This window comes from Kitasatospora sp. NPDC001309 (assembly GCF_042896295.1).
GTDB lineage: Bacteria > Actinomycetota > Actinomycetes > Streptomycetales > Streptomycetaceae > Kitasatospora.
The window spans coordinates 37,917-54,921 of sequence record NZ_JBIAXC010000031.1 but is presented as its reverse complement, the minus strand read 5'-3'; the positions used below and the strand labels follow the sequence as shown (position 1 = coordinate 54,921).

General features: G+C 73.3%; 17 protein-coding genes and 2 pseudogenes. 9 read left to right on the top strand and 10 right to left on the bottom strand.

Features of this window, described 5'->3' with window-relative positions:
• Positions 1 to 554: 554 nt before the first annotated feature.
• Positions 555 to 2,027 carry a hypothetical protein gene (locus ACFY2K_RS27815; protein WP_380592413.1) on the bottom strand — a complete coding sequence of 491 codons (1,473 nt, stop codon included), beginning with the start codon at positions 2,025 to 2,027 and terminating at the stop codon, positions 555 to 557.
• Positions 2,028 to 2,359: 332 nt separating this feature from the next.
• Here ACFY2K_RS27815 and ACFY2K_RS27810 point away from each other — a divergent pair, with 332 nt between their 5' ends.
• The gene (locus ACFY2K_RS27810; RefSeq protein WP_380521779.1) at positions 2,360 to 2,815 is read left to right on the top strand and encodes a tetratricopeptide repeat protein; all 456 of its coding nucleotides are present in this window, start codon (positions 2,360 to 2,362) and stop codon (positions 2,813 to 2,815) included.
• A 19-nt stretch (positions 2,816 to 2,834) separates the two neighbouring features.
• Here the strand turns inward: ACFY2K_RS27810 and ACFY2K_RS27805 are convergent, their stop codons facing one another.
• The 3 genes from ACFY2K_RS27805 to ACFY2K_RS27795 form a co-directional block, all read right to left on the bottom strand.
• The gene (locus ACFY2K_RS27805; RefSeq protein WP_380521913.1) at positions 2,835 to 3,395 is read right to left on the bottom strand and encodes a TetR/AcrR family transcriptional regulator; all 561 of its coding nucleotides are present in this window, start codon (positions 3,393 to 3,395) and stop codon (positions 2,835 to 2,837) included.
• A 458-nt stretch (positions 3,396 to 3,853) separates the two neighbouring features.
• Positions 3,854 to 4,423, bottom strand: coding sequence for a GNAT family N-acetyltransferase (locus ACFY2K_RS27800; RefSeq protein WP_380521781.1), 570 nt, complete (start codon positions 4,421 to 4,423; stop codon positions 3,854 to 3,856).
• 147 nt (positions 4,424 to 4,570) lie between these two features.
• Entirely contained in the window at positions 4,571 to 5,203 is a 633-nt protein-coding gene (locus ACFY2K_RS27795) for a hypothetical protein (protein WP_380521783.1), read from the bottom strand.
• A gap of 136 nt (positions 5,204 to 5,339) precedes the next feature.
• Here ACFY2K_RS27795 and ACFY2K_RS27790 point away from each other — a divergent pair.
• A pseudogene (locus ACFY2K_RS27790) lies at positions 5,340 to 5,454 on the top strand (IS5/IS1182 family transposase); the annotation flags it as partial.
• A gap of 133 nt (positions 5,455 to 5,587) precedes the next feature.
• Here the strand turns inward: ACFY2K_RS27790 and ACFY2K_RS27785 are convergent.
• From ACFY2K_RS27785 to ACFY2K_RS27760, 6 genes are all read right to left on the bottom strand, one after another.
• On the bottom strand, positions 5,588 to 5,869 hold the full coding sequence (locus ACFY2K_RS27785) for a hypothetical protein (RefSeq protein WP_375884166.1): 282 nt from the start codon (positions 5,867 to 5,869) through the stop codon (positions 5,588 to 5,590).
• 258 nt (positions 5,870 to 6,127) lie between these two features.
• Positions 6,128 to 6,502 (bottom strand): transposase, encoded by a 375-nt coding sequence (locus ACFY2K_RS27780; protein WP_380642203.1) that lies wholly within the window; start codon positions 6,500 to 6,502, stop codon positions 6,128 to 6,130.
• Positions 6,503 to 7,291: 789 nt separating this feature from the next.
• Entirely contained in the window at positions 7,292 to 7,555 is a 264-nt protein-coding gene (locus ACFY2K_RS27775; protein ID WP_380642201.1) for a hypothetical protein, read from the bottom strand.
• The gene (locus ACFY2K_RS27770) at positions 7,509 to 7,751 is read right to left on the bottom strand and encodes a hypothetical protein (RefSeq protein ID WP_387715076.1); all 243 of its coding nucleotides are present in this window, start codon (positions 7,749 to 7,751) and stop codon (positions 7,509 to 7,511) included. The genes ACFY2K_RS27775 and ACFY2K_RS27770 overlap by 47 nt, the downstream gene beginning before the upstream one ends.
• 179 nt (positions 7,752 to 7,930) lie before the next feature.
• Positions 7,931 to 9,385, bottom strand: coding sequence for an amidase (locus tag ACFY2K_RS27765; RefSeq protein WP_387714974.1), 1,455 nt, complete (start codon positions 9,383 to 9,385; stop codon positions 7,931 to 7,933).
• A complete protein-coding gene (locus ACFY2K_RS27760; protein ID WP_387714971.1) occupies positions 9,372 to 9,632 on the bottom strand; it encodes a hypothetical protein in 261 nt (86 codons plus the stop codon). Before ACFY2K_RS27760 ends, ACFY2K_RS27765 begins: the two co-directional genes overlap by 14 nt.
• Before the next feature lie 138 nt (positions 9,633 to 9,770).
• Between ACFY2K_RS27760 and ACFY2K_RS27755 the strand changes: the two genes are divergently transcribed.
• The 7 genes and pseudogenes from ACFY2K_RS27755 to ACFY2K_RS27725 all read left to right on the top strand — a co-directional run bounded on the left by ACFY2K_RS27755 (position 9,771) and on the right by ACFY2K_RS27725 (position 17,005).
• Positions 9,771 to 11,048: an MFS transporter gene (locus ACFY2K_RS27755; protein ID WP_387714968.1), complete on the top strand. Its 1,278-nt coding sequence runs from the start codon at positions 9,771 to 9,773 to the stop codon at positions 11,046 to 11,048.
• A 51-nt stretch (positions 11,049 to 11,099) separates the two neighbouring features.
• On the top strand, positions 11,100 to 12,035 hold the full coding sequence (locus tag ACFY2K_RS27750) for an MBL fold metallo-hydrolase (protein WP_387714965.1): 936 nt from the start codon (positions 11,100 to 11,102) through the stop codon (positions 12,033 to 12,035).
• A gap of 131 nt (positions 12,036 to 12,166) precedes the next feature.
• Positions 12,167 to 13,126 carry a helix-turn-helix domain-containing protein gene (locus tag ACFY2K_RS27745; protein WP_387714962.1) on the top strand — a complete coding sequence of 320 codons (960 nt, stop codon included), beginning with the start codon at positions 12,167 to 12,169 and terminating at the stop codon, positions 13,124 to 13,126.
• Positions 13,127 to 13,340: 214 nt separating this feature from the next.
• Positions 13,341 to 14,326 (top strand): annotated as a pseudogene (locus tag ACFY2K_RS27740) (alpha/beta hydrolase).
• 229 nt (positions 14,327 to 14,555) lie between these two features.
• Positions 14,556 to 15,536 carry a helix-turn-helix domain-containing protein gene (locus tag ACFY2K_RS27735; RefSeq protein ID WP_380591962.1) on the top strand — a complete coding sequence of 327 codons (981 nt, stop codon included), beginning with the start codon at positions 14,556 to 14,558 and terminating at the stop codon, positions 15,534 to 15,536.
• Positions 15,537 to 15,710: 174 nt separating this feature from the next.
• Complete coding sequence (locus tag ACFY2K_RS27730) at positions 15,711 to 16,436, top strand: alpha/beta fold hydrolase (RefSeq protein ID WP_380521799.1); 726 nt, start codon at positions 15,711 to 15,713, stop codon at positions 16,434 to 16,436.
• Between the two features lie 14 nt (positions 16,437 to 16,450).
• Positions 16,451 to 17,005 carry a Dps family protein gene (locus tag ACFY2K_RS27725; RefSeq protein ID WP_380521801.1) on the top strand — a complete coding sequence of 185 codons (555 nt, stop codon included), beginning with the start codon at positions 16,451 to 16,453 and terminating at the stop codon, positions 17,003 to 17,005.

Below are 17,005 nucleotides of genomic sequence, written 5' to 3'. Positions count from 1 at the left end.
CAGCTCGGTGCGGCCGCGGGACACGATGTGGGCGGTGAGCCGGTGGCGCAGCACGGCCGGCGCGTCGGCCAGCGCCGCGGCCAGCGCCTCGTCCGGGACGGGCAGGTGGAGCGCGGCTTTCAAGGCCTGGCGGCTGACGGCCGGGTCGGGATCGGTGAGCCGGGCGGCGACGAAGGCGGCGTCCTCGGCGATCGTGGCGGCGACTCCGGCCAGTCCTCGACCGTAGGCGCCGCGTGTGTCCAACTCGGCCAGCAGCGGGCGGAGTTGCTCCGGATAGTTGCCGTGGCGCAGCTCCCTGGTCCAGGCGGCGAGCCGCCGCATCCGGGCCGGGTGGGCGAGCGGATCGAGCTCGGCGAGGAGGTGGTCGACGGTTTCGGCGGGAGTCTGCGGTGCGCTGGACATGCCGGTCATTCAACCTGCCCGCCGCCCCTGCCGTCGCACGGTTTTCGGGTGCGGCGGGTGCGGCGGGCGGGACGGGGGCTGGCAGGCGGGCAGGCGGGCGGGGCGGGGGCTGGTGGGGCCGGGTGCGGGACGGGCTCAGGTGGTCGACGGGGTCAGTGCGCCGGGCGCCTGGCGAAGACCTGGTGGTCCGTGGGCGCGGGCGGGGCGCTCGGGCCCGCCACCAGGTTGCGGCTGGTGGACTCGAACAGGACGGTGCCGCCGTGCGCGTCCACGTGCGGGGTGGTGGAGTCGCCGTTGCCGAGCGAGCCGTCCGCGGCGTCGGAGACCCGCTCGACGCGGCCGGTGCGCAGGTCGTAGCGGTACACGTCCCAGTGCTCGTGCTGTGCGCCGGGCACCAGGTTGGTGGCGGAGGAGTCGAAGTACGCCCAGTGGTCGTCGCCGGTCACCTGGGCGCTGTCGGAGGTGGCGGTCGAGACCGTGCCGGGCAGGCCGGCGGTGAGGGGGATGAGGGCGCCCGTATGGAGGTCTCGGGCGAAGAGCTGGTCCTGGTACCGGTCGCCGCCGGGGGCGCCGACGGGGACGGTCAGGCCGTAGACGGCGTACCGCCCGCTCGGGCTGAGCGTCGCGTCCAGGGTCGCGTCGGGGCTGACGTGCCCGGTGGGGTCGTAGCTGACCGGGAGGACGGCGTGCGACCGCACGTCGTAGGTGTAGTAGGTGCCCGCGCGCATCCGCCCCGAGGCCGGCGACGGGGCCGGGTCGGCCCGGTGCGCGGGGGCGCCGGTGACGCCCAGGTCGGTGGCGTTCGAGCTGAACCCGAGGGTGCGGCCGTCCGCGCTGATCGTCGGGTTGACGGACTGGCCCCGGGAGGCGGCGCCGGCGGCGGTGGCGGACACCACCCGGGTGGTGTGCGTCCACAGGTCGGTGAGGTAGACGTTCGAGTCGTAGTTCGGGAGGCGGAGCCGCTCGCCGCTGTCCGTCGTGGTCGCTGCGGGTGCGGGTGCGGGTGCGGCGGCCGGGACGAGGTCGGTGCGGTCGGAGACGTAGGCGACGTAGCGGCCGTCGGCGCTCATGGACGGCGCCGACGCGCTGTGGCCGGGATCGGGGTCCGGGGTGCCCTGCGGGGCGCTGACCAGCCGGGTGTGCCCGGTCAGGCGGTCGCGGACGTAGACGTTCTCCCGGCCCGGGGCGGGGGCGCCGGGGACGACGTTCGCGGCGGTGGTGTCGAAGGCGACGTACCGGCCGTCGGCGGAGACCGCCACGCCGACGGTGACGCCGCTGAGCGCGGAGCCGTCGTCGGCGAGGTCGACCCGCTCGGTGCGGCCGTCGACGAGGTCCCGCAGGAACGCGTCGGTGCCCCCCTTCGACGGCTGGGCGACCAGGTCGGTCGCCGCGGAGGTGAACACCGCGGAGCGGCCGTCGGCGCTGACGGCCCCCGACTGGGCCTGGCTGTTCGCCTGGGCGCCGTTCGGCGTGACGCTGACCGGGACGGTGGCGGACCGACGCGCCTCCTGGCCGGCCTGCGCGGGGGCGGTGGCCAGGGCCGGTGCGGCGGCGGTCAGGGCCAGCGCGGTGGCGGCCGCGAGGGCGGTGGCGGAGCCGGCGAAGCGGCGATTGACGGGATGCATGACGGAGTGTCCTCCCCGGGGCGACCGCCCGCCGCTTCCGGACGGCGGGCACCGGGGAGAGCCAATCGCCGGGCGGTGCGGGCGGTCAACCGACGGTGCGGCGAGGAGTGGTGATTTCGCCAACTTTATTCTCCAGCAAGAGAGTTGAATCGCCGGAGAAGGTCGTATGACGCCCGCCCCGAGGGCCGGCGAACGCGGCGGAAAACCTTGGTGGGGGTGTTGTCGTCGACCAACCGTGCCCCCGTCGGGGCCCGGCGGCGGGGCGGTGATCTACGGTCGAGGTGCGTGCGAGTGTGAACGCGAGTGTGGCGCGGGAAGGCGGGAGGGTGGGCATGGAGTTGCCCGAGGAGGTCCACGGCGAGATCGGGCGGTTGTGCCGGGAGGGGGATGCGCTGCTCGGGGCGGCGGAACTGGTCGAGGCCAAGCAGCGTTACGTCGAGGCCCTGCGGCTGTTGCCGGGCGATCACCGGCAGTGGGCGGCGGCCACCTGGATCTACGTCGCGATCGGGGACGTGCACTTCCGGCTGGGCGTCCACGACCGGGCGCACAAGTGCTTCCGGAACGCCGTCCAGTGCCCCGGGGGGCTCGGCAATCCGTACGTCCACCTCCGGTTGGGGCAGACCGCCTTCGAACTGGGCGACCACGACCGTGCTGCGGATGAGTTGATCAGGGCGTACATGGGTGCCGGGGCCGAGGTCTTCGAGGGGGAGGATCCCGCGTACCTCGGGTTCCTGAGGACCAGGGCGGAGCTGGACCGCCCCGACCCCGGGGCCCCGGACCGCACCTGACCGGCCCGTCCCCGGCAGGTCAGGTGCGGTCCGCCCCGGGGGTGTCGAGGAGGTCGGTCACCAGGCGCTGGGCGTAGGTGGCGTCGAGGCCGGACGGGCGGAAGAGGATGCGGTACATCAGGGGGGCGACGACCCGGTCCATGGTCGTCTCGACGTCGGGGGCGGGCTCGCCGCGGTCGGTGGCCCGGGTGAGGACGGCGTCGAGCTGTTCGGCCGCGTAGGCGGAGCACTGGCCGGCGTTGCTGCCGTCCGGGTCGCCGAGCAGGGCGTCGCGGGTGTAGGCGCGGCCCGAGGGGGAGGCCATCTCGTCGAGGAACTGTTCGGCCCAGGCGGTGAGGTCGGCGCGCAGGTCGCCGTGGTCGGCCGGCGCGCCGTCGGGGCGCAGACGTTCCACGGCGACGTCCGACAGCAGCTCGGCGAGGTCGCCCCAGCGGCGGTAGATCGTCGACGGGGTGACCTCGGCGCGCTGGGCAACCAGGGGGACGGTGAGCGCGTCCCGGCCCACCTCGGTTAGGAGTTCGCGGACGGCGGAGTGCACCGCGGCCTGGACCCGGGCGCTGCGCCCGCCGGGGCGGACCATCTGCTTGCGGCTCATGACTCCACTTTAAAGCACAGTTCTTGCGTTTAGCGGACGTCTCATTGGGGGCCTTGAATCGAGTGCGAGAGTTCCGGCCCGGGTGATACACGGTCTGCGTGACTGAGCAGTTCCCAATCCGCCTGGGATCGATCGGCAGGACGTCGGGCGGGCGTCGGCGGCGAGGACGAGTTCTTTGTTCGTCCTGCGGGTGGCCCGGCGGGCTGACCGGTCGGAGACCAGGCCGGCTATGGCGGCTTGGGTCTCGGCGAAGTATTCGAGGCGGCCGGTTTAGCGCTGCGCCACTGCCTTGCCGGATCGCGGCGGACAGCATGGAGCGGTCCACTCCTGACAGCGCAGCCAGGGCCGAGTGCGGAAGAGCGTGTCCCAGGTGCGCGAGCGTGGCCGGCACCCGGTCGACGCACACCGGACGATGCTTCGGGCCGGCACCAGCCTCGCGCCGCCTACGCCTGCCGCCGCTCCCACTGCTCCTTCGTGATCTCGTACCGCACACCGCCGAGCTCGGAACCCTCGACCGCCATCATGAAGTCCGGCGTGGGGATGTTCTCCGCGAGCGTCATCCCGAGCTTCTCCATGACGTTGCGCGAAGGGCGGTTCACGGTCATCGTCTCGGCCCAGACCATGCGGATGCCGAGCTCGCCGAACCCCTTCACCAGCAGCGCCTGCGAGACTTCGGTGGCGTAGCCCCGGCCCCAGGCCGCCTGGCGCAACCGATAGCCGAGTTCGGCCTCCTCGCGCGGGCCGCTGCGCCGCGGGCGCAGGCAGAACCAGCCGACGAACGCGCCGCTGTCCTTCTCGTGCGCGGCGAACAGACCGAGGTCATGATTCCAGCGCTCGTAGCCGGCGAGGATGCTGGGGATGGCGAGGTCGCGGACCTCCTCCGGCGGGGTTGGAGTGCCGCCGTTCAGGTAGCGCATCACCGCCGGGTCGCTGTCCAGCTCGATCAGCAGGTCCGCATCGGCGGCGGCGAAGGGGCGGAGGATCAGGCGCTCGGACTCGAGGTAGGTGGTCACGTGAGGATCTTGGCCGAGGCGGGTCGGGCGGTCCAGGGAGTTTTCGTCCCGAGGTTCGGAGGTCAGGTTCCGCGTCAGATCGGCGTGCCAGCCACGGCGGCCCTGCTGTCCGTCGTCGAGGTGAGGCACGGGCCTGCCCGAACGTGATCACGAGGTCCCGGGGCCCGTTTCCGGCCCCGGGACGGGATATCCGATCTGCGTCAGATCATCGTCGAGATCGGCGAGGTCGACATCCGGGTTCAGTGCGGATACGACGCTCTGGGTGAGAGGTCGCAGCGCATAGACGTGACGAACGGCCTCGATGTCGACCGCGACCTCGTAGTACTCCTCCGCGAACTGTTGATATGCCTCGGGACGGCCATCGGTCAGAACGTCGAACAACCATTCCGCGCTGCCGCCGTCCTCCACCCCCGCCGGCAGGGGCTCGATGGCCCCGGCCCTCCACGCGGAGCCTGCCTGTTCACGCCAGAAGCACACGGTTGCCCGCGGTGTCCCGTCCTCTTCGCTGAACGCAGGCTCCGCAACGTGGTGGAGAAATGCCGCCGGCACCCCGTCGAACAACCCGGGCCACGGGACCGGGGGCGTGACCCGATACGGACTCATCGGCGACTCATGATCGAAGCCACGGGCATACGCGCCCGCCGGCGAGAAGACGATCGAGTAGTCGTTACCGCACCCGTCACGCATCGAGGCCATCTCCTCGGTCGGCGACCACCGGGAGTCGAACGAGTAGAACCGGGACTCCCAGTCCGGGCTCAGGATGGCGTCCAGGACGGCCATGGCGCGGGAGCGATCCCGAACGGTAGAGATCTCCGGCAGCTGACGGGTTACTTCATGGACAGACATGTGCCTCATCCAAGCCGATCCCACTGACAGAACCCACACCGCCCACGTGACATCGTGGATTCCACAGAAACGCACCTTCGGCTGGCTCATGAACCACCGCCGCCTGGCCCGAGACCACGAAGCCCTCCCCCGCCCGTTCCGAAGCCATGGTCCACGTGGCGATGATCAACCTCATGACCCGCTGACTCACCAGCGAAGCCACCCCCACCTGGCATGGAACCTGACCTCAGAACTCGGTTCTGGCACAGATCTTGGGGAGCGGCCGCGGAAGGTGACAGGTTCGTTCGATTGCAGGGAGGGCCACGACCCTGGAGACCGTCAGCGTTCACGCATTCTGGTCCACCACCAGCGCGTCATCGCCCACTCACTGTAGTTGGGCTCCGGCAAGGTGCGGCGCTCGAATTCCTCATCGATACGCGCGATCAATCGGCCCAAGTCCCGTTTGGCTCCGGGCGGCAGGTGCAGCATCGCCCACTCCAGGTCATCACGGGCATCTCCCACCCCCGGCGAATCAAACGCGGAGGCGTCCAGGTAGCGTCCGGGCTGCTTAAGCGCCCACTCGAAACGCCAGATTGCCTTGGCGACCGCGTTGGGCCACATCTCCTGGTCCTCGACCCGGCGGATCGCAGCACGAGTCCGCGCGGAGACACCAGGGACCCTCAGGACCGGATACTGCCATCGTGGCCGCCACCGCTCTGCACGGACGGCCTTGGGACGCCTACGCGGCATCGCCCTTTCGGATCAACATGAGGTCATCCTGCCACGGCTGGGTACCTGCATGCACTGGCTATATGCCCGCCGCGGCAGGGGTTCCTGCTGTCCGGTTCTCGCGCGGCTCTTGGGGAACATCGCGAAGTGTTACTGGAGAAGGATCATCTTGCGGAGCAGCTCGAAGCCGGCGCGACCGTAGAGCTGCCGCTTGATCTTCTTGATGCGGTTGACGGCGCCCTCGATGCTGCCGGAGCTCCAGTCGAGAGTGAGCCCTGCTGTCACGGCGTCGAGGTCTCGGAGCAGGTGGAGTGCGAAGCCGGTGAGGCCCGGTAGCTGGCTGGCGTCGACTGCGTCGATCCAGGTGGGGAGTGTGGAGCCGAGGCGGTCGGTGAGGATCTCGCCGAAGTCGCGGACGTGTCCGGCGGCCTTGTCCAGTTCGGGGTAGCGGGCCAGGACCTCCTTCAGGCCGGCCCGGTCCTCCTCGTTCAGGGTCGAGGGGTGTCGGGTGAGCCAGCCGGTCACCTGCCGCACCGTCGGCGGTCGCGGCGGCGCGCCGGCCGGAGCCCCGCGGAGGGTGGTGATGCGGGAGCGGTCCATCTGGTAGGTGACGGGCGCGTTGTCGGCAACGAGTTCACTGTGGAGGTGGGTGACGCTGGTGCATCCCGCGGCGAAGCGTCGCTCCAGGTAGGGCTTGTAGGGGTCCAGTCTGCTGGGCCGGGGGCGGTGTCGCGGATGGTGTCCTGCCAGCGTGCGGCGTTCGCGTGCCGGAGGACGGTGTTGAGGCCCCAGCCCAAGTGTCGGGCGATCGCCCGGCGTGAGTGGCCTTGGGCCAGGAGCTCGTGAACCTGGGCATGTGCCGCCTTGTTTCTCTCGGCACGTCGGCCGACGGGCTCCGAGTCGTCCTGCGGTCGACCGGAAGCAAGTCCGGTGGCCTCCGGCAGCATGCTGCTGGGCGATGGGTTGCGCAGGCAGTCGCGGTGGGCGGCGACGCAGGTCTCCACGGCCCGGCCGAGGCCCTGCCACAGAGGGAACCGGTCAGCGACCTGCAGAGCGTCAGGGGTACCGCGCCGTGCGCCTTCGGCGGAGGCGCCCCCCCGGTCCGGCAGATGATCTCCACGCCGGGGTGACGGACCAGCCACGCAGCCAGCGGCCCGGCCTCACGTGTCGGGAGCACATCGACCACGCGGTGGTCTTCGACGCTGGTCAAGACGGTGGAGTAGGTCTGGCCACGACGGATCGCGAAATCGTCCACGCCCACACGCGGCGTGCTGAACGCGGGATCGGGCAATGCCATGACCCTGCGCAACAAGGTCATCCTTCCCGCGCCGAAGCCCAGCTGGGCTGCCAGCCGGGCGCCGGCCCGACCGGCGAGCGCGAGCCCTCGCGCTCCAGGGCATGGTTGAGCCGGGTGGTGAACCGTGCGTACGGGGCAGCCAGCCGCGAGAACCGCTCAGCAAACGTCCGACGCGGACAGTCCGCCGCCCCACAGATGAAACGCCGGACCACCAACCGGATCACGAAGCCCTGCTCAGCGAGCGGAAGATCCTTCAATCTGCGGCGATATCGGTCGTGCACCGGGTCCGAGAAGCGGCCACAGTCCGGACACTCCGCCCCGGCACCCCGGCACCCCGGCACCCCGGCCCCGCGCCACCACCTCGACCGTACCGAACAAGGCGGTCACCGCCTCGACGTCCAAGTCGTCGATCCCGTCGAACACGAGCGAGTCCCAGAACGATGCAGTGGTCTGCATGACCAGCACGATCACCGCCACCGGCCGACCACGGCAGATACCACAAAGGAGGTGATGGAGCGTCACTTCCGGCTGCCGGGCAGCCAGGCGTACGCGGTCTCACGCGACCCAGCCCCTCGCAATCGAACACCAAGGTGACGTTCCGCGACCGCTCCCCAAGATCTGTGCCAGAACCCAGAAGTCAGGGACGAAACGCCCGGTCAGCGGGGCTCGCTCGGCAGGTCGGCCCGGCTCGCGAGTGCCCGGGCGGGCTGTGCCCGCTCCGGCTGCGTCGGCTCCGGCTGCGTCCGCTCGTAGGCGTGGCCCACCCGCAGCAGGGTCCGCTCGTCGAGGGGGTGTCCGAGCAGTTGGAGGCCGATGGGCAGGCCCGCCGTGTCGTGGCCGGCCGGGACGGACAGGGCGGGCACCCCGGTGATGTTCGCCGGGGCGGAGAGGCGGACGTAGGCGTCGGAGACGCCCTCGATCGTGCCGTCGGGCCAGGTGACGGTGGCCTGGCCGACCCGGGCCGCGGTCATCGGGACGGTCGGGGCGGCGATCACGTCGACCTCCTCCAGGACGCGGGCCCACTCGCCGCGCATCAGGGTCCGGGCGCGTTGGGCGCGCAGGTAGTCGCCGGCGCCGAGCAGCTCGCCGGCCTCCAGTAGGACCCGCACGTCCGCCCCGTACAGCTCGGGGACGGTGCGCAGGGTGCGCGCGTGGTAGGCGGTGGCCTCCGGCACCATCAGGCCCCACTGGGTGGCCTGGAGGTAGCGGGTCAGCGGGATGTCGACCTCGACGGGCCGGGCGCCGAGCTCCGCCAGGTGGCCGACGGCTCGGTGGACGGCATCCGCCACCTCCGGGTCGACGTGGTCGAAGTAGTGGTTGGTCGGCACGCCGACGCGCAGGCCCGTCAGGTCCGCGGCCCGGTCGAGGGCCCGCTGCGGCCGGTGGTCGACGGCGGGGGTGTCCAGCGAGGCGGGGTCGCGCGGGTCGTGCCCGGCGAGGGCGGTCAGGACGAGGGCGGCGTCCTCGACGGTGCGGGTGATCGGCCCGACGTGGTCGAGGGACCAGGACAGCGAGGTGACGCCGTGCCGGGGCACCAGGCCGTACGTCGGCTTGAGGCCGACCACGCCGTTGAGCGCGGCGGGCACCCGGATCGAGCCGCCGGTGTCGGTGCCGAGCGCGAAGGTCGCCGCCCCGGCCGCCACCGCGACGGCGGACCCGCCGCTGGAGCCGCCGGCGACCCGGGAGGCGTCCCAGGCGTTGCCGGTCTGCGGGGTGGTCAGGCCGTAGGCGAACTCGTGGGTGTGGGTCTTGCCGACCAGGACGGCGCCGGCGGCCCGCAGCCGGGCGGTGACCGTGCTGTCGGCGCTCGCGCGGTGGTCGGCGCGGACCCGGGAGCTGGCCGTGGTCGGCAGGCCGGCGACGTCGATCAGGTCCTTGAGGCCGACCGGGACGCCGTGCAGCGGCCCCCGGTGGTGGCCCCGGGCGATCTCCCGCTCGGCCTCGCGGGCCGCGGCGCGGGCCTGCTCCCCGGTGACCGTGACATAGGCCCCGAGCTGCGGCTCCACCCGCTCGATGCGGTCGAGGACGGAGTCGACCAGTTCGACGGGGGACAGTCGCCGCTCCCGGATCTGCTCGGCGGCCTCGGCGAGGGTCAGCTCATGCGGCTGCATCGTTCTTCTCCTTCTTCTCCTGCTCCGGCTCCTGCTCCGGCTCCTGGTGGCCCGCGTGCTCCTGCGTCGCGCGGTAGGCGCTGCCGGGCGGGGTGTCGCCGAAGTCCAGTTCGCGCAGGACGGCGACGACGGAGCGGATGTGCTCGGCGGTGGCCGCGACCTCGGCGTGGCGGTCGTCGGGCAGCGGGAGTCCGGCCAGGGTGGCCCAGCGGGCGGCCTCGGGCGGGGTGAGGGCGGGCGAGGACATTGGAGGATCCCTCTTCCGGTCGGGCGGGAACGGCGGAGCGCCCCGCCGAGAAGCTAAAAGCTAACGGCTTGCGTTAGTGCGACTGTAGGTTCTATCGTCACTTAACGCAAACACATTGCTTTTACGGGAGGGAGTCCCATGTCCGGCCTTCTGTCAGGCCCCCTGACCGGCCGTCCGACCGGCCGTCTGACCGGCCCGGTGGCGCGCGCCTCCGCCCACCGGAGGAACCGCGCGGCGACCTTCGCCCTCGACGCGTCCGTCCTGGCGGCCCTGCTGGCCGCCTCCAGCGCCCCGACCCCGCTCTACCCCCTCTACCAGGACCGCTGGGGCCTCTCCGCGCTCGCCGTCACAGTCGTGTTCGCCGCGTACTCCCTGGCCCTGCTGTCGGCCCTGCTCACCACCGGCGCGCTCTCCGACCACCTGGGACGGCGCCCCGTACTGGCCGGCGCACTCCTCGCGGAGGCCGCCTCGATGCTGCTCCTGGCCTCGGCGGACGGCGCCGGCTCCCTGACCGCGGCCCGCCTCCTGCAAGGAGCGGCGACCGGCGTGGCCACCAGCGCCGCCGGCGCGCGCCTCCTCGACCTGGCGGACCCCCGGCACCCCGGACGCTCCGCCCTGACCAACACCATCGCCCCGGTCGCCGGCATGGCGGCGGGCGTCCTCGGCTCCACCCTCCTCGTCCGCTTCGCCCCGGCCCCCACCACCACCGTCTACCTGCTGCTGGCGGCGCTCTTCGCGGCCCAGGCGACCGCCGTCGCCTTCACCGCGGAGACGGCCCGCCGCCACCCGGGCGGGCTGCGGTCGCTGCGCCCGCGACTCGCCCTCCCGCCCGCGGCGCGTCGCACCCTGCTGACCACCGGCACCGCCGTCGTCGCCGTCTGGGCCCTGGGCGGCTTCTACTCCTCCCTCGGTCCGGGCCTGGTGCGCCTGGCCGCCCCCGAGGCCCCGCAGGCGGCCCGCGGCATGGTCTTCTTCACCCTCAGCGCCACCGCGACCCTCACCGTGTGGGCCCTGCGCCGCGCCGACCCCCGTACCGCCGTCACCCTCGGCTGCCTCGCCGTCCTGCCGGCCGCGCCCCTCGCCCTGGCCGGACTGCACGGCGCCGGAGCCCCCGCCGTCCACGGCGGCGCGGCCCTGGCCGGCGCGGCCTTCGGCGCCGTCTCCCAGGGGACCCTGCGCCTGCTCCTCGCCCCGCTCGCCGAACGGGACCGCGCCGCGACCCTCGCCGCGTACTACGTGCTCAGCTACCTCTCCATGAGCCTGCCCGCCATCGCCGCGGGCGCCGCCACCCGGCAGTACGGGCTCGGGACCACCTCCCACGCCTACGCCGCCGTCGCCGCCCTGCTCGCCGTGGCCGCCCTCGCGGCCCTCGCCGGGTCACGGCGCCGGGCGGCCGCGGCCCACCCCGACCGCTGACGAACACCCACCGACGTACAGCCCACCGAACCGCAAAGGAAACGACCGACCGTGCAGACCCCCTCCGCCACCCCCGCCACCGCCACCCCCGCCACCGCCACCCCCGCCACCGCCCCCTCCTGGACCGTCGGCGACCTCACCGTCCACCGCATCGACGAAGTCCCGCTGCCGCCGGCGACCGGGCCTTGGCTGCTGCCCGACGCCACCCCCGAGGTGGTGGCCGGCCACGACTGGCTGCGCCCCGACTTCGCCGGCCAGGACGGCGTCCTCCACCTCGACAGCCACAGCTTCGCGTTCGTCGTGGACGGGCTGCGGGTGCTGGTCGACACCGGCATCGGCAACGGCAAGCAGCGCGCCAACCCGGCCTGGCACGACCTGCGCACCGACTACCTGGAGCGCCTCACCGCGGCCGGGTTCGCGCCGGAGACCGTCGACCTGGTGGTCCTCACCCACCTGCACGCCGACCACGTCGGCTGGAACACCCGGTGGGAGGACGGCGCGTGGGTGCCGACCTTCCCCGCCGCCCGCTACCTCACCGCCCGCGCCGAGCGGGAGTTCTGGGCCGGGTACGACATGGACGAGGCCCGCGCGCAGATGTTCCGCGACTCCGTCCTCCCGGTCGAGCGGGCCGGACAGCTCGACCTGGTCGACGTCCCGGCCGAGGGCGTGCAGATCGTCCCGGGCCTGCGGCTGATCCCCACCCCCGGCCACACCCCCGGGCACATCGCCGTCGAACTGGCCGACCGCGGCGAGACCGCGCTGATCACCGGCGACTGCGTGCACCACCCGGTGCAGCTCGCCCACCCCGCGATCGGCGCCTGCGTCGACATCGAGCCCGAGCGCTCCGAGGCGACCCGCCGCGCCCTGCTCGCCTCCCTGGCCGGCACCGACGCCCTGCTGCTGGGCACCCACTTCGCCCCGCCCACCGCCGGCCGGGTCGTCGCCCACGGCGACGCCTACCGGCTGCAGCCCGTCCCGGCGGCCTGACCGGCGGCCCGCTCGGCTCCCGCGCCGTGCCGCACCCGCTCGGCAGTCAGATGACTTAACAGGCCCCTGGGCCCGGAGGTCAGGCTGAATCGGCAGGGTTTCGGCGAAAGGGCGGTCAGGTGGGTTCGCAGGTGACGACCGCGTCGGTTCCGGAGGACGCGACGGCGACGCTCTGGAGTGCGGAGCTGTCACGGACACTGGTGCCGGTCGAGGTGGTCCCGCTCGCCGGGCGGCCGCTCGCGGGCCGGCTCGCGTCGCACCGGCTCGGATACGTCCGGATCTCGACGCTGGAGGCCGGCGCGGCGCGGGTCTCCCGGACGGCGGCGCTGATCGCCCGGGCCCCGCTGACGGAGCCGCAGGTGGGGGTCGGGGTGCAGGTGTCGGGGCGGGCCGTGCTGGAGCAGGACGGGCGGCGGGCGGTGGTGTCGGCGGGCGGGTTCGTGCTGTACGACACGGCGCGGCCGTACTCGGTCGACTACCCGGAGGGTTTCCGCACCCATCTCTTCCACCTGCCGCGCCGGTTGCTGGGCGTGCCGGAGCACGAGCTGCGGCAGGTGGCGGGTACGGCCGTCACCCCGGCCGAGGGGTACGGCTCCGTGCTGGTGCCCTTCCTCAACGCCCTTGCCGCGTTCGCGCACTCCTATCCGGCCCCGGTCGGTGACCGGCTGCCCGGCAGTGTCGCCGACATGCTGAGCACGCTCGTCGCCCAGCTGGCCGCCGTGCACACGGCCGAGGTGCCCGGCGCTCCGAACGAGCACCTGGTGCGCCGGGTGCGGGAGCACATCGACCGGAACCTGGCCGACACGGAACTGTCGCCCGAGACGATCGCACGGGCCCACCACATCTCCGTGCGGTACCTGCACCGGCTGTTCGAGGGCGAGGGCGTGACGGTGAGCCGGCTCATCCAACGGCGCCGGCTGGACGCGTGCGCCCGGGAGCTCGGCCGCCGGGGTCGCACCGCGCCGACGGTGTCGGCGGTCGCCCAACGCTGGGGCTTCGTCAACCCGGCGCATTTCAGCCGGGCCTTCCGGGCCGCTTACGGCGTCTCACCGCGCGAGTGGCGCGCGCTCCGGACCGCCGACACCGGCTGAGGACCTGCCCGGCGCGGCCGGGATCCGTGCACGGACAGGCCACTACGGCCGCCGCTGCGGTCGTACGGTCGGGCGGCGTGCGCGTGGCGCGGGGAGGCGCGGCCGGCACCTCGCCCGGCGGCCACCAGGTGCCCGGCACGCGACCCCGTGCCCGTCCGATCACGCCAGGAGCGAAGAGTTGTCCGACACCACCCCCGCGCACCTCCGACGACCGGTGCTCGACCGGGCGCTCCAGGAGTTTCTGGACACCTCCGCCGGACAGGCGGCGACGGAGCTCCCGGACCTCTCCCTCCTGGCCCCGGACGAGGCGCGGGACGAGGCGAGGGACGTCGGCGCGCCGGTCGGTGGGGAGGCGACGGGCGGGGATCCGGACGATCCGTACGGCACCACCACGGAACGGCTCGCCCTGCCCTGCGGACCCACCGGGCGGGTGCACGTCCAGGTGACCAGACCCGTCGGTGCCCCCGAGCCGAGCCCCGTCGTGCTGTTCCTGCCCGGCCTCGGCTGGTCGCTCGGCGACGCCGCCGCCTACGCCCGGCTGGTCCGGGAGTTCGCGCTGGGGACCGACGCCGCCGTGGTGTACGTGGACTACGCCCGGGCCCCCGGGGCCCGCTACCCGGTGGCCGTCGAGCAGTGCTACGCCGTCGCCCGCTGGATCCACGCGCACGGCCGTGAGGTCGGCCTGGCGGAAGACCGGATCGCCGCCGTCGGCGACTCCGCGGGGGGCAACCTGGTGGCGGCGCTGACGCTGCTCGCCCGGCAGCGCGGGGATGTCCGGCTGGTGCACCAGGTACTGCTGTGCCCGGTGACCGCCGCGGACTTCGACACCCCGTCCTACCGCCGGTTCGCGACGGGGTACTTCCTGCACCGTGACCACATGCGCCGGTTCTGGGACGACTACCTGCCCGAGGTGGACCGACGGCGGGAGGTCACGGCCGCGCCGCTGCGGGCCACCCCGGAGCAGCTCGCCGGGCTCCCCCGGCGCTCGTGGTCACCGCCGAGGCCGACGTGCTGCGGGACGAGGGCGAGGCCTACGCGGCCAGGCTCCGTTCGGCGGGCGTTCCGGTGGTGGCGACGCGCTACCAGGGGGCCGTGCACGGCTTCCTCCTCCTCGACGGGCGCCATCCCACCGGCACCGCCAGGGCCGCGCTGATCCAGGCCGTCGACACCGTGCACGTGGCGTTGCACCGCCGTCCCTGAGGCCGGTGCTCCTGGTGTGGCCGGTGTTCCTGTGAGGCCGGGGTGACCGCCGGGGCGGTGATGCGCGGAGAGTCAACAGCGGATACGCGCAGAGCGCACCACGCCGTGGTGCGGCGGCTAACGTCGGCGTCCGCCGCCGGGCTGCCCGGACCAACCCCGCCGCGAGTTCGGCCGCGAGGCGGGGACCGCACTGTCGGCTCCGACGGCCGATCGATCCGGGAGGAACCCCGTGCCCACCGAACTCTCCACCACGTCCCTGTCCGCCGCCGACCGCGCGGAGTGCTGGCACGAGGCGGTGTCCCGTGCCTTCGTGCCGATGGCGGTGAACCTGCTGGAGGAGGAGCCGTCCCCCGGAACGATCGTCAGCCGCCAGCTCGGCCCGGTGCGGATCTCCCGCGTCCAGGCGGGGCCGCAGGTGGTGTCGCGCGGCAAGCACCTGATCGCCAAGGACGACCGGCGGTCCCTCATCGTCAGCCTCCAGGAGCGGGGCAGCGCGATCAAGGAGCAGGACGGCCGGGAGGCGCTGATCAGGCCGGGCGAGTTCTCCCTCACCGATTCGTCCCACCTGTTCCGCAAGAAGCTCGACGGCGGATTCGCCTTCACCTCCTTCCAGTTCCCCCGCGCCGACCTGGACGTGCCGGAGCGGGACCTGCGGGCACTGACCGCGACGGCCTTCACCGGCAGCGAGGGCATCGCCGCGCTGGTGGCGACCTATCTCGCCCAAATGGCGCGCGAGGCAGGCGGGTTGGAGGAAGCCGCCGGCCGCCGGGCGGCGGCCACCGCGCTCGACCTGGTGGCCCAGCTCGTCGACGAGCGGCTCGAACGCGCCCGGGCGCGGACTCCGCGCAACGCGGCCTCATTGGAGCGCGTCAAGGCCCACATCGTGCGGAACCTCTACGACCCGGACCTGTCACCGGCCGGGATCGCGGCGGCGAACTTCATGTCGGTCCGCTTCCTCCACAAACTGTTCCAGCCCGAGGGGGTCACGGTCGGCGGGTGGATCCGGACCCAGCGGCTGGAGCGCTGCCGCCGGGACCTGCTGCGCCCGATGGCCGGGGAGCTGGGTGTGGCGGGCGTCGCGAGGCGCTGGGGCTTCGCCAACTCCAGCCATTTCAGCCGCGCCTTCCGCGCCGCGTACGGCATGACGCCCCGCGACTGGCAGCTCGGCGGCGCCGGTCCGGCCGACCAGCACCCCGCCGCGGGCGTCTGAGGGGACGGCAGCGGCCACGACCTCGGCCCCGGAGCGGCGAGGGGTGCGCGGACCGGCAGGAGGGCGTGCGCGCTCAGGACAGGCGCCCCGCTTACGTGTTCCTAGCCTGATGACCACCAGCAGCGCGCAACCGAGAGGGCCCAGGAACAGGGGCCCGGGAACAAGGACTCAGGAATGACGAATCACGACACCCCGACCGTCGTGCTGGTGCACGGCGCCTTCGCCGACGCCTCCAGCTTCGCCCGGGTCGTCCCCGAACTGCTCGCCGACGGACTGGAGGTGGTGGCACCGGCCGTGCCCAACCGCAGCCTGCTCGGCGACGCCGCCTACATCGCGTCGGTGGTCCGGGGCATCCCCGGCCCCGTTGTGCTGGTCGGACACTCCTACGGGGGCGCCGTGATCACCGTCGCCGGCGCCGAGGAGAACGTCAAGGCACTGGTGTACCTGGCCGGTTACGCCCTGGAGGAGGGGGAGAGCCTGGGCGAGCTGCAGGGCCGCTTCCCCGACTCCGAGCTCGCCTCGGCGCTGGTGTACACGCCCTTCCCGCTGGAGGGTGCGGACGGCGGGGGCACCGACGTCTCGGTCGAGGTCGACCGCTTCCCGGCGATCTTCGCCGCCGACGTCGACCCGGCACTCGCCCGGGTCCTCGCGGTCTCGCAACGCCCGCTCGCCGCCGCGGCCTTCGGCGAGGCCGCGCCGGTCGCCGCGTGGCGGAGCAAGCCGTCCTGGGGGCTCGTCTCCTCCGCCGACCGGACCATCAACCCCGAGGTCGAGCGGTTCGGCTACCGGCGGGCCGGGATGACCACCGTCGAGGTCGACTCCTCGCACCTGGTCATGCTCGCCCACCCCGAGCCGGTCGCCGACCTGATCCGCACCGCCGTCCGCACCGTCACCCACTGACCGGGAGAACCACCGTGACCAGCCAGCCGCGCCTCCACCAGCACACCCCCGAGATCCAGGCCTTCGGCACCGTCACCCAGCTGCCGATCGCGCTCTCCCACGACGCCCGGCTCTACTCGTGCCAGCGGCTCAACCGCGTCCTCGCCGACACCCAGTTCCTGTACGCGCTGTACAAGAAGCACCACTGGGGCATGCGCGGCCCGACCTTCTACCAGCTGCACCTGCTTCTCGACAAGCACGCCCAGGAGCAGCTGGCCCTGGTCGACGAGCTGGCCGAGCGGGTGCAGAGCCTGGGCGGCGTCGCGGTGGGCGACCCCCGCCACGCCGCCGAGATCACCGGCGTGCCGCGCCCGCCGGACGGCGTCGAGGACGCACCGGCGATGCTCTCGCGGCTCCTCGACGCCCACGAGGCCATCCTCGCGGAGGCCCGCGACGCGGCCACCCGCACCGCGCGGCTCGGCGACGACGGCACCCAGGACCTCCTGGTCTCGCAGGTCATCCGCACCGGCGAGGCCCAGGTCTGGTTCCTCGCCGAGCACCTCGTCGTCACCCCCGGGCCCGCGGCGTGA